Genomic DNA, 11,027 nt, shown 5'->3' with positions numbered 1-11,027 from the left:
GAGCCAGCTCGCGGGCGAACTCGGCCTTGTGGGCATGCCGATCTTCGTCTTCCAGGAAGGCCACGATGCGGGCGCCGAAAAGGCATTCAAGGAAATCGCGCGGCTGTCGCGGGGCGCCTATTGTCGTGTCGATACGGGTTCGGCGGAGCAGCTCCGCGCGTTGCTGAAAGCCGTTGCGGTCTACGCCACAGGCGGGCGCAAGGCGCTCCAAAACGCAAAGAGCGACGCCGCGACGCTTCTGCTCGAACAGCTTCGGTAGGCTCAAGCGCATGGTCTACTTCTTCGTCGGTTGCGCGCTGCTGGTCGCCCTGCTGTTCCTTGGGCGCATGATTGCCAGGGCCAACCCGCAAAGGCTCGCCGTCACGATGCGAAAAGTCGGCGCTGTCGCGCTCTTTGCCTTTGCAGGATTTCTGGCACTGCGCGGCGCGCTGCCGCTCGCGGTTCCGCTTGCCGCCTTTGCCATGAGCCTCATCGCCGGTGGCCGTGGTCTTGGCGGCTTCGGCGGTTCGGACCAGAAGTCCGAAGGCCAGACCTCGCAAGTGCATACTGAGCGGCTGGAGATGGAGCTCGACCACGACACGGGCTACATGGACGGCAAGTGTCTTGAGGGGAAGTTTGCGGGCCGCACGCTCTCGTCCTTGAACGAACGTGAGGCGATCGAACTCTACCTCGCCTTCCAAGCCGACGGGTTTAAGGAATCCGCGCTGATGGAGGCCTATCTCGACTGGAGGGTCCCCAAATGGCAGGACAAGGCCGACCGGGCCACGGACGGCTCGGGTCCTGGCGGGTTCGCCAAAGGGCGGATGAGTGCCGAGGAAGCCCGGGCGGTGTTGGAAGTCGGCGCGGACGCCTCGGACGAGGAGATTACCAAGGCCCATCGGCGCCTCATGATGAAGCTGCACCCCGATCATGGCGGGTCCAACTATCTGGCGGCGCGCATCAACGAAGCCAAAGACGTTCTGCTTGGCAGTTAGACTTCTCGGTAGCTAAGTTGCTCGGCAGCTCCTGCCGGGCCCGCGCGTAGTCACTCCGCCGCGAGCGCGATACAGTCGAGCCGCATGCGCTTCAAAGCCTCGCAAGTGCTGCGCGCATCGGATTTCGAGAAACCGGCAAACCGGGCCCGATACCACTCTTTATTGTCCTTTTGGAACGTGGCCGTGAAGGGTAGGCGCCCGTCGAGAAGCTTCGGCGCGCGCTGGCGCACCATGCCGAGACGGTTCTGTGCATCCGCGGGCGAGTTGTAGGACCCCACCTGGACATGGTAACTGCCCGCGCGGCTCGCACTGGCGGGGCTCGGCGCGGATAGCCGGTTTGGCGACAGGCTGGCCTGAACGATGGGACGTTGCTGTGCCGGCTGCGTGGCGGCAGGCCGCGCCATCTGGGGCTGCGCTGTCGATGGCTGAGCCATGGAAGGTTGAGCCATGGAAGGGCGAGCTTCGGGTGCCGGAGCGGGCGCATGGGTCTTGACAGGAACGGCCGCGCTCGCCAGGGAGAAGACGGGCTTGCGGGATGGCCGTGGCGGCGTGGGCGTCCCCAGCAGCGATGCGATGAAGTTGTTCGATTTCCGCTTGGACGAAGAGGCTTTCGACCAATGCTTATCGAGTAGCGATACCATGGCGGCATTGCGGAGCGCCCCCGTCCGGCCGCCGAGAACCACGCCGACCAGATGCTTATTGTCGCGTTCGACGGCGGCGGTGAGGTTGAAGCCACTGGCGCGCGTATAGCCGGTCTTGATGCCGGTCGTCCCCTTGTAGTTGAAGAGCAGCCGATTGTGATTGCGGTACTTGCGGCCCTTATAGCCGAAATACTTGGTCTCGAAGACGCCGTAGTATTCCGGGTAGTCGCGCATGATGTGCATGGCGAGGATTGCTTGGTCCCGCGCGGTGGTGAGCTGCTCCTTGTTGGGAAGCCCAGATGCGTTGCGGTAGGTGGTATTCTTCATGCCCAGGTTGCGTGCGGTCTGGGTCATGATGCGGCCGAAGTTTTCCTCCGTGCCGCCGACATTTTCAGCAATGACGGCCGCGGCATCGTTGGCCGATTTCGTCACCAGGGCTTTGATGCAGTCCTTGACTGCGATGGTGGAGCCCGGCTTGAGATAGAGCTTGGTCGGTGATTGGCTCGCGGCGTGCTTTGAGACCTTCAATTTGGTGTCGGGCGTGAACCGGCCCGCCCTCATATAGGCGAACAAGACGTAGAGCGTCATAATCTTCGTGAGCGAGGCGGGCGAGCGCAAGACATCGGCCGACTTGGAATACAGAACGTTATTCGTGTTCGCATCGACGATAATCGCCGCTTTCACCCGCTTGTCTGCGTAGGCCTCACTAATGCCGGTCAGCGTTACGCCGAGCGCGATCAGGGCCACCAGGCCGATCTGCACCGCATGGCGCAATGGCGTCGAAAACGCGCGGATCGACGACATACGCAGCCAAGACCTGAGCGTCTCGGCCTCAAATTGTACCTGTAAGAACACTGTGGCTTACGCCTTTCCCCGTTTGTCACGACGCCCGTAAGCGCTTTCGCGCGCATCCCTGCTGGGCGGTTGCCGATCAGATTTTCCGCGTTGCAACGCCGACAAGCCGAAAGGCTAGAATTTGTCGATTGCCAAAGCGTTAAGGGGGCAAAGGGAAGCAAAAGCGCCAAGTCGTTGTGCAGTGCAAAATGGAGGTTGACGTTTTTGGTGCAATGCATATATTTATTTCGCGTTTGCAGCAATTCTCCCCAATCCAACTCGTGAAGAGGGCAGCATGATCAAAGGTTTTGAAGAGTTTCAAAAAGTTGGCAAAGACGGTTTCGACGCCTATGTCCGCTCGTTCGGCGAGATGAACAAGGGTTTCCAGGCCATTGCCGCCGAATTCACCGATTACTCCAAGAAGGCGCTCGAGGATTCGACGAAGGCTTTCGAACAGCTCGCGGGCTGCAAATCCGTTGAGCAGGCTATCGAAATTCAGTCGCAGTTCGCGAAAAAGGCTTACGACGAATACATGGCTGAGATGTCCAAGATCGGTGAGATGTATGTCGGGCTGGCCAAAGATGCCTACAAGCCAGTCGAAGCGATGGCCAAGAAGGCCGCGTAACGCGACCGCACCAAATTCTTCCTCCCAAGGAAGGCTCGGGGCGTCGGCCCCGGGCCTTTTTTTTGGGCAGTTGCCGCCTCATGCGGCGTGTTGTCTTTATTTCTGTCGGCAAACCGCGTCACATTCGCATTTTCATGTCGCGCTGAATTGCTGCGCTCGGTGGGATCACGCTAGGATGGGCTTGAGAGGGTTTTCGGACCTAGCGGGGCGCCAAGCCTTGGAAGAGGCGCGGCGCGGACCCATATAAAAGACGACGATTGAAGGCTTACAATGGCGCGCAATGGCGATCCGCGCCGGGACGACGACTCCGGCACCCAGATTGTTACGAAGACGCGGCCGAAAACAAAACGGCCGAGCCTTTACAAGGTTTTGCTGCTCAACGACGACTACACGCCGATGGATTTCGTCGTGTACATACTTGAGCGCTTCTTCAACAAATCTCCCGAGGAGGCGACCCGCGTCATGCTCCACGTCCACCAAAAGGGCGTTGGGATCTGCGGGGTCTACACTTACGAAGTTGCCGAGACTAAGGTAGCTCAGGTCTCCAGCTTTGCCCGTCAGCACGAACACCCGCTTCAATGCACGATGGAGAAAGAGTAGGAATCTGTGGCTTCTTTTTCGACCAGTTTAGAGCAGGCTCTGAGACGTGGGCTTCAGTATGCGAACGAGCGCAGTCACGAATACGCGACGCTCGAGCATTTGCTGCTGTCGCTCCTGGACGACCGCGACGCCGCGGCTGTGATGCGCGCCTGCGACGTCGACCTTGATCTGCTGCGGGAAAAACTGACCGGCTATATCGATAACGAGCTGTCGGGTCTCGTGCTCGACAGTCACGGCGACGCGCAGCCGACCGCCGGCTTCCAGCGCGTCATCCACCGTGCGGTGGCCCATGTGCAGTCCAGCGGCCGTGAAGAGGTGACGGGTGCCAACGTGCTGGTTGCGATTTTCGCCGAGCGGGAAAGCCACGCGGCGTTCTTCCTGCAAGAGCAGCACATGACCCGCTTCGACGCGGTCAACTACATAAGCCATGGCATTGCCAAGCGCGGTGGCATGTCGGATGCGGGGCCCGTGCGCGGTATCGACGACGATGCAGCAACCGTGGAAGGCAGCGAAGACAAGAAGCGCGGTGCGGACGCACTCGAAGTCTACTGCATCAACCTGAACCAAAAGGCCCGGACCGGACGGATCGATCCGCTGATCGGCCGCGAGGCGGAGGTTCAGCGCACGATTCAGGTTCTTTGCCGGCGCCAGAAGAACAACCCGCTGTTCGTGGGTGACCCGGGCGTGGGTAAGACCGCCATCGCCGAAGGTTTGGCGCGACGGATCGTCATGGCAGACGTGCCCGACGTCCTGTCCGATGCGACCATCTTCCAGCTGGATATGGGCGCGCTTCTGGCCGGCACGCGCTATCGCGGCGATTTCGAGGAGCGTTTGAAGGCCGTTATGCGGGAGATCGAGAATTTCCCCGGCGCGATCATGTTCATCGACGAGATCCATACGGTGATAGGTGCGGGTGCGACCTCGGGCGGGGCCATGGATGCCTCGAACCTGCTGAAGCCGGCGCTGCAATCCGGAACGCTGCGGTGCATCGGTTCGACCACCTATAAGGAATACCGCCAGCACTTCGAAAAGGACCGTGCGCTGGTGCGCCGCTTCCAGAAGATCGACGTGAAGGAGCCGTCCGTGCCCGACACGATCGAAATTCTGAAAGGCCTCAAGCCCTATTTCGAGGACTTCCATCGCATCCGCTACACCAACCAGGCGATCAAGTCGGCGGTGGAGCTGTCAGCGAAATACATCCACGACCGCAAGCTGCCCGATAAGGCGATCGATGTGATCGACGAAACCGGTGCATCGCAAATGCTGGTGCCCGAGCGGCAGCGGCGGAAGACCATCGGCGTCAAAGAGGTGGAGAGCACCATCGCGACGATGGCGCGCATCCCGCCCAAGACGATCTCCAAGACGGACACCGAGGTCTTGCGCGCGGTCGACGAGGATCTGAAGCGTGTCGTATTCGGCCAGGACGTGGCCATCGAGGCCTTGGCCGCGGCGATCAAGCTGAGCCGCGCGGGCCTACGCGAGCCGGGCAAGCCCATTGGCTCCTACATGTTTTCCGGCCCCACCGGTGTCGGCAAGACCGAGGTCGCCCGTCAGCTCGCCACGCTGCTCGGCGTCGAGTTGCTGCGCTTCGACATGAGCGAATACATGGAACGCCACACCGTGTCGCGCCTGATCGGCGCGCCTCCCGGCTATGTTGGCTTCGATCAGGGCGGTCTTCTGACCGATGGCGTGGATCAGCATCCGCATTGCGTGCTGCTGCTCGATGAAGTCGAGAAGGCCCACCCGGACCTGTTCAACATCCTTCTGCAGGTGATGGATCACGGCAAGCTGACCGACCACAACGGCAAGCATGTGGACTTCCAGAACGTGATTCTGATCATGACAACAAATGCTGGCGCGGCGGACATGGCCAAGGCGGCGATCGGCTTCAACCGTACCAAGCGCGAGGGCGACGACGAGGAGGCGATCAATCGCATGTTCTCGCCGGAGTTCCGCAACCGCCTCGACGCGATCATTCCGTTCGGCGCGCTGCCGCCCTCGGTCATTTCGCAGGTGGTGGAGAAGTTCGTGTTCCAGCTCGAAGCCCAGCTAGGAGATCGGAACATCACCATCGAGCTGACGCCGGAAGCCAATGCCTGGCTCGCCGATCGTGGCTATGACGACAAGTTCGGCGCGCGCCCGCTTGCCCGTGTAATTCAGGAGCACATCAAGAAGCCGCTGGCGGAGGAGATCCTCTTTGGCGCGCTGAAGGACGGCGGCACGGTCCGCGTGGTCGTCAAGGAGAAGGACGGCGAGAGGGGCCTCGACTTCGACTACATCTCGGCCGACGCCCCGATCAAGCCGCGCGACACGGACGAGGAGGAGGTTGAGGCCAAGGTCAAAGCGAAAGCAAAGAGCAAAGTGTCGAAGCCCAAGGCCAAACGCACCCGCAAACCCCCCGGTGACTCCAAGGAGAGCGGTTCGGGCTCGGTGCCCAAGGTGCCCCTCGGCGAGGACTAGGAGCTTTGCGTTTCACTGCAGATCAATTCGTCATGGTCGGGCACTCACATCGAGCCCCGGCCATGATCGTTTCTGCTACCCCTTCAGGACAGCCTTGATCTTCTCGGCGGTGGCGGCGAGTTCGTCCGCGTTGGCCATGTCGCCCGCGTGCGGTTTCACGGGCACGCCTTCCTTGATCGGCACGATATGGACATGGAGGTGCAACACGGTCTGACCGGCGGCCTCGCCGTTGAACTGTTGGATCATGACTCCATCGGCGCCGACGGCCGCTTTGATCTGGGGCGCGAGCTTTTGAACCACGGCCATGAGCTTGTCGAGGCCTTGCGCCGAGATGGCGAAGAGATCGACCGCGGGCTCCTTGGTGATGACGAGGGTGTGGCCCTCCGTACGCGGCATGATGTCGAGAAAGGCCATGGTATCGCCGTCCTCGTAGATCTTGTGGCAGGGGATCTCGCCTTTGAGCATTTTGGCGAAGATATTCTGCGGATCGTAGGCCGCCACATCATTGTCTGCCATCGGTTCGCGTCTCCTCTCATCGCTTCTTAGCCGCAGGAGTTTCTCGATTTACTTCAGATCCTTAAGGGGCCGAGGTCAACCGGTTCGTAAGCCGGCGCAACCTTATCGCGCAAAGCGCGTTGACACTTACCAAGGCGCATAGTGCCTCAATCTGGCAGCCAAGGGGCTTGTGAAAGAAGACGTCTACTGAAACGCCGCCCCCCTAGGAGGTTCGCATGTCCATGCTCAAAGTTATTGAAGTCCTGGCTGAATCCGACGAGTCGCAGGACGCCTCCGCCCAGGTCGCCGTGGACACGGCAGGAGAGAGCGTGCGCAATGTGCGATCGATCTACATCAAGAACCACGAGGTCTCTGTGAAGAACGGCAAGATTAACAAGATTAACAAGTACCGGATCAACGGCAAGATCTCGTTCGAGCTGGATTAAGATTAGCTTCGCCTTAGCGCGGTTCCTGACCGGGCTCCTTGCGGTACGGTGACTCGGCCGCGAGAAGCACGGCTTCTTCGGCCACGGCGCGGCGCTCGCGCGCGAGGTAGTCGGCGACGGCGGCCCGCAGGCGCGGGTCCGCGATGTAGTGGGCGCTGTAGGTTTCGGCAGGGACGTAGCCGCGCGCCAGCTTGTGGCCGCCCTGGGCGCCCGCCTCGACCCGCGCCAGCCCATGGGCGATCGCATAGTCTATGGCTTGGTAGTAGCAGACCTCGAAATGCAGGAATTCGCGGGCTTCGAGCGCGCCCCAATACCGGCCATAGAGCGTATCCGCACCAATGACGTTGAGGGCGCCCGCGATGTAGTCGGCGCCACGCTTGGCCATCACCAAGAGCAGCCGGTCGGCCATGGTCTCGCTGAGGAGGCTGAACGCCTCCCGGGTCAGATAGGGCCGGCCCCATTTGCGGGCGCCCGTGTCCTGATAGAAGGCGAAGAACGCGTCCCAATGGGCCTCGGTGAGATCGTTCCCCGCGACCCATTCGATTGCGATGTCGTCGCTCAAGGCGCAGCGGCGCTCGCGCTTGATAGCTTTGCGTTTGCGCGAGGCGAGGGCGCCGAGGAAGTCGTCGAAGTCGTCATAGCCGCCATTGTGCCAGTGGAACTGCTGGTCGGTGCGCTGAAGGTAATCAAGTTTGCCCGCGAGCCGCCACTCATCGCGCGACATGAAGGTGATATGCAGTGAGGAGACACCGAGCCTATCGGTGAGCGTCCGTCCCGCTTCCAGGAGGAGCGCGTGCCGCTCGATGGACGCAGCCCCGTCGCGGACTAAGAGGCGCGGTCCGGGCACGGGCGAGAAGGGCACGGCGGCTTGGAGTTTTGGGTAGTAATCGCCGCCTGTGCGCATGTAGGCCTCGGCCCATCCGTGATCGAACACGTACTCGCCTTGACTATTGCCCTTCAGATAGCAGGGCATGCAGGCCAGCAACTGGCCCTGGTCGTCTTCGAACAGAAGATGCTGGGGCAACCAGCCGGTATCCGGCGCGGCTGAGCCGCTCTCCTCTAGTGCCCTCAGAAAAGCGTGTGATACGAATGGGTTGGGAGGATCCGTTGAAGCGCCGTCCCCGCGCGCACAGGCGTCCCATTGGGCCTCGGGGACATCGGCGATGCGGCCCAGGACGCGCACGACCGCTTCTTGCGCCTTTCGTTCCTGCGCCCCTTGGCCGGTTGGCTCTGCTGGTCTGCCGATACTGTCCACCACCATTTTACGATCCAGCACTGTTTCGAGATCACGGTCCAGGGCGCAGCTTGCGGCGGCTAGGGCGCAATCTCTTCGAAGATCGGCGCATCGGCGTAACGCAGGGCGCGTTCCAAATCTGCCGGCGTTCGAACGGTCCACGCCAGAAGCGGGAGACCTGCTACGAACTTGGCGATCAGCGGTGCGACGGCCGGCAGCGCGCGCACATCGTACGCGACAAAATGGGGCCGCGCGAAGACGGATGTGAGGAGATGCCGCATGGCGAAACGCTGCAGTAGCGACAGGTGCGTCTTCGAGATTTTATCGGCGAAACGGCAGGAGACGAGGCCGCGGGGCAGGGCCGGAGCGTGGTGCCGGAACGCCGCGACCACATGTGGATCGAACGACATGACCGCCACGGGACCGCTATAGCCGGCCAGCAGCGTGGCGATATTAGCCTCGAAGGCGCCGTTCCGTTTGCCGTCGCTTTTCACCTCGAGCAGGAGCGGCACTGTATCGCCGACCAGTTCGAGGAGGTCGGGCAGGGACAGAATCCGGTCGCCGCCGTTATTCAGGGGGATGGTGCGCAACGTGTCGACATCGCGGGCGGCAACGGGGCCGCTTTCGTCCGTCAGGCGGTCGAGGTTCACATCGTGAAAGACGACCGGCATGTCGCCGGCGGCGCGTTGCAGATCGACTTCGACGGCGAGCCCCTTGCGCATGGCCGCCTTCACCGCGGACACGCTGTTCTCGACGATTCCGCGCGCGGCATCGTGCAGCCCGCGATGGGCGATCGGCCGCCTCAGCCAATAGAGTTCGCCCATTTGGGCCCTCGCTCGCGCTTCGCTTTGACGCGACTAGTCAATGGAAAACACCGCATCGATCTCTACGGCGGCGTTTAGGGGAAGGCTCGAGCAGCCGACAGCGATCCGCGTATGACGGCCTTTATCGCCGAGAATTTCCACTAAAAGGTCCGATGCCCCGTTGATCACCTTAGGATGATCGGCGAAGCCGGGGGCGGCGCTCACAAAGCCGTTCAGGCGCAGGAGCTGTGTGATCCGATCGAGTTCGCCCAGGGCCGTCTTAGCCTGCGCCAAGATGTTCAGGGCGCAGAGCTTGGCCGCGTCTTGTCCGGCCTTCAAGGCGACGTCGCGCCCAAGATGTCCCGTTGCGGCGACCGAACCGTCCTTCATGGGCAACTGCCCCGAAATCAGGAGCTGGCCGTTCGTGTGAACGAAGGGGACATAGGTCGCGATCGCTGACTTTGGTTCGGGAAGAACCAGATCCAGGGCTTTGATGCGCGCCTCGATCGTACCTGCCATGATTCCTCCAAGACTCGACGTTACGTTCAGAGTTGAGCAAATCGCCTTATCCTGCAAGGCTGTCTCGTCAAATTCGCCGCTGACCGGCCGCAAGGCGGCGCCTCTGCCCTCTTGCCGGAGCGGAGCGATAGTGACAAGAATTGTGCCTTGGGCAGGACAGATTGGACAGGCCATTTTGGGCAGCCGACCACCACGCAGCTTGAGAATGCAGAAGAAATGATACGCGCCAAAAACCGCTCGCTACCAATCTTTGTGTTTTTCGCCGCGTGGGGGATGTCCCACGGGGCGTGGGCGATCGCCGCCAGCAATTTGGCGCCTCACCGGGCGATCTACGAAATGTCCTTAGGAGAGGCGCGCTCGGGCTCGAGCATCAGCGCAATCGATGGGCGCATGGTGTTCGAATTCACCGGTTCCTCCTGCGATGGCTATTCGCTCAACATGCGCATGGTCACGCAAATGACCGACGCCCAAGGAGAGTCGAATCTTTCCGATCTGCGGTCTTCCACCTGGGAGCAGGGTAACGGCAAGAAGTTCCGTTTTCAGTCGGCGCAATATCTGAACGACAAGCTCGGTGAGGTGACCATGGGGCGGGCCGTCCGCGGCGCGCCCAAAGAGAGCGTAACGGTGCGGCTCAGCCAGCCGATCCGCGACGAGCTCGATCTGTCGGGGCCGGTCCTGTTCCCGACGCAGCATAGCCTTGCCTTGATCGACCGGGCAGTCACGGGCAAGACCGTCTTCCAGGCGAAGGTCTATGACGGCTCAGAAAAGGGCCAAAAAGTCTACGACACCACCGCATTCATCGGAAAGAAAGTGCGTCCGGGCGGCGATCATGACCAGCTTGAGAAAGTGGCGAAGGAGAAAAAGCTCGGCGACTTACCGTCTTGGCCGATTTCAATCGGCTATTTCGACCTGAACGATGCGGATCTCACCCCGAGCTATCAAATCGACTTCCGGCTCTATGAAAACGGGGTTAGCCGCGCCTTGCTTATCGACTATGGCGAGTTCACGGTTCAGGGCAGGCTGACCTCTCTGGAGTATTTAAAGGAAAAGAAGTGTAAATAGTCAGCACACGGAGCATTCTTATTTTTTGGCGCTTCCGGCGGGATATGCGCTCCGTTCGGGGATTGTCTAATTCCCAAATTGGATCAGAGAGTTCCGCGAAATCCGACCACGCTTCAGAGTTTAGTTACACGTTCCAGGTGATATTGCCCGAAACCATAAGGGGCGATGACACCATGTTTTGGAGGACAAGATCTATTTCCGTGGAGGCGCGCATGCGGGACTATGGCGCGCTGCAGGCGCCTTTGGCGTCGTCCATGCGGCCGCCGATAACGCCAAAGCCCATGGCGTATCGTGGCCAGACTGCCAATCGTGACGGAATAGATTTGTCAGGACC

11 protein-coding genes and 1 pseudogene are annotated in these 11,027 nt (G+C 61.1%); 7 read left to right on the top strand and 5 right to left on the bottom strand.

Annotation, left to right across the window (positions count from 1 at the left end):
- A pseudogene (locus WBQ77_RS06810) lies at positions 1–259 on the top strand (VWA domain-containing protein); the annotation flags it as partial.
- A 10-nt stretch (positions 260–269) separates the two neighbouring features.
- Positions 270–974 (top strand): DnaJ domain-containing protein, encoded by a 705-nt coding sequence (locus WBQ77_RS06805; RefSeq protein WP_424059492.1) that lies wholly within the window; start codon positions 270–272, stop codon positions 972–974.
- 50 nt (positions 975–1,024) lie between these two features.
- Here the strand turns inward: WBQ77_RS06805 and WBQ77_RS06800 are convergent, their stop codons facing one another.
- Entirely contained in the window at positions 1,025–2,470 is a 1,446-nt protein-coding gene (locus tag WBQ77_RS06800) for a serine hydrolase (protein ID WP_424059490.1), read from the bottom strand.
- 274 nt (positions 2,471–2,744) lie between these two features.
- Between WBQ77_RS06800 and WBQ77_RS06795 the strand changes: the two genes are divergently transcribed.
- From WBQ77_RS06795 to clpA, 3 genes are all read left to right on the top strand, one after another.
- Positions 2,745–3,074, top strand: a complete 330-nt coding sequence (locus tag WBQ77_RS06795; RefSeq protein ID WP_424045479.1) for a phasin family protein — start codon at positions 2,745–2,747, stop codon at positions 3,072–3,074.
- A 270-nt stretch (positions 3,075–3,344) separates the two neighbouring features.
- On the top strand, positions 3,345–3,674 hold the full coding sequence (gene clpS, locus WBQ77_RS06790) for an ATP-dependent Clp protease adapter ClpS (RefSeq protein WP_424045480.1): 330 nt from the start codon (positions 3,345–3,347) through the stop codon (positions 3,672–3,674).
- 6 nt (positions 3,675–3,680) lie between these two features.
- The gene (gene clpA, locus WBQ77_RS06785; RefSeq protein ID WP_424059489.1) at positions 3,681–6,134 is read left to right on the top strand and encodes an ATP-dependent Clp protease ATP-binding subunit ClpA; all 2,454 of its coding nucleotides are present in this window, start codon (positions 3,681–3,683) and stop codon (positions 6,132–6,134) included.
- Positions 6,135–6,209: 75 nt separating this feature from the next.
- Here the strand turns inward: clpA and WBQ77_RS06780 are convergent, their stop codons facing one another.
- On the bottom strand, positions 6,210–6,650 hold the full coding sequence (locus WBQ77_RS06780; protein ID WP_424045482.1) for an HIT family protein: 441 nt from the start codon (positions 6,648–6,650) through the stop codon (positions 6,210–6,212).
- Positions 6,651–6,865: 215 nt separating this feature from the next.
- Here WBQ77_RS06780 and WBQ77_RS06775 point away from each other — a divergent pair, with 215 nt between their 5' ends.
- Positions 6,866–7,075, top strand: coding sequence for a dodecin family protein (locus tag WBQ77_RS06775; RefSeq protein WP_424045483.1), 210 nt, complete (start codon positions 6,866–6,868; stop codon positions 7,073–7,075).
- A 13-nt stretch (positions 7,076–7,088) separates the two neighbouring features.
- Here the strand turns inward: WBQ77_RS06775 and WBQ77_RS06770 are convergent, their stop codons facing one another.
- Genes WBQ77_RS06770 through WBQ77_RS06760 form a run of 3 tightly spaced genes read right to left on the bottom strand, consistent with a single transcriptional unit; the run spans position 7,089 to position 9,631 of the window.
- Positions 7,089–8,351 (bottom strand): GNAT family N-acetyltransferase, encoded by a 1,263-nt coding sequence (locus WBQ77_RS06770; RefSeq protein WP_424059487.1) that lies wholly within the window; start codon positions 8,349–8,351, stop codon positions 7,089–7,091.
- A 38-nt stretch (positions 8,352–8,389) separates the two neighbouring features.
- A complete protein-coding gene (locus WBQ77_RS06765; RefSeq protein ID WP_424044509.1) occupies positions 8,390–9,133 on the bottom strand; it encodes a glycerophosphodiester phosphodiesterase family protein in 744 nt (247 codons plus the stop codon).
- 33 nt (positions 9,134–9,166) lie between these two features.
- Positions 9,167–9,631 carry a RidA family protein gene (locus WBQ77_RS06760; RefSeq protein WP_424044511.1) on the bottom strand — a complete coding sequence of 155 codons (465 nt, stop codon included), beginning with the start codon at positions 9,629–9,631 and terminating at the stop codon, positions 9,167–9,169.
- A 216-nt stretch (positions 9,632–9,847) separates the two neighbouring features.
- Here WBQ77_RS06760 and WBQ77_RS06755 point away from each other — a divergent pair, with 216 nt between their 5' ends.
- Positions 9,848–10,693: a cell envelope integrity EipB family protein gene (locus WBQ77_RS06755; protein WP_424059485.1), complete on the top strand. Its 846-nt coding sequence runs from the start codon at positions 9,848–9,850 to the stop codon at positions 10,691–10,693.
- Positions 10,694–11,027 lie beyond the last annotated feature (334 nt).

Origin of the sequence: Methyloceanibacter sp., from assembly GCF_049590335.1 — a bacterium.
Classification (GTDB): domain Bacteria; phylum Pseudomonadota; class Alphaproteobacteria; order Rhizobiales; family Methyloligellaceae; genus Methyloceanibacter.
This window is presented reverse-complemented; position numbering and strand designations above follow the sequence as displayed.

What these genes read in the sequence shown, in the direction of transcription:
- WBQ77_RS06765 (WP_424044509.1), bottom strand. Translation starts at nt 9,133, where the DNA reads ATGGGCGAACTCTATTGGCTGAGGCGGCCGATCGCCCATCGCGGGCTG.
- WBQ77_RS06795 (WP_424045479.1), top strand. Translation starts at nt 2,745, where the DNA reads ATGATCAAAGGTTTTGAAGAGTTTCAAAAAGTTGGCAAAGACGGTTTC.
- WBQ77_RS06805 (WP_424059492.1), top strand. Translation starts at nt 270, where the DNA reads ATGGTCTACTTCTTCGTCGGTTGCGCGCTGCTGGTCGCCCTGCTGTTC.
- WBQ77_RS06775 (WP_424045483.1), top strand. Translation starts at nt 6,866, where the DNA reads ATGTCCATGCTCAAAGTTATTGAAGTCCTGGCTGAATCCGACGAGTCG.
- WBQ77_RS06780 (WP_424045482.1), bottom strand. Translation starts at nt 6,650, where the DNA reads ATGGCAGACAATGATGTGGCGGCCTACGATCCGCAGAATATCTTCGCC.
- clpS (WP_424045480.1), top strand. Translation starts at nt 3,345, where the DNA reads ATGGCGCGCAATGGCGATCCGCGCCGGGACGACGACTCCGGCACCCAG.
- WBQ77_RS06755 (WP_424059485.1), top strand. Translation starts at nt 9,848, where the DNA reads ATGATACGCGCCAAAAACCGCTCGCTACCAATCTTTGTGTTTTTCGCC.
- WBQ77_RS06760 (WP_424044511.1), bottom strand. Translation starts at nt 9,631, where the DNA reads ATGGCAGGTACGATCGAGGCGCGCATCAAAGCCCTGGATCTGGTTCTT.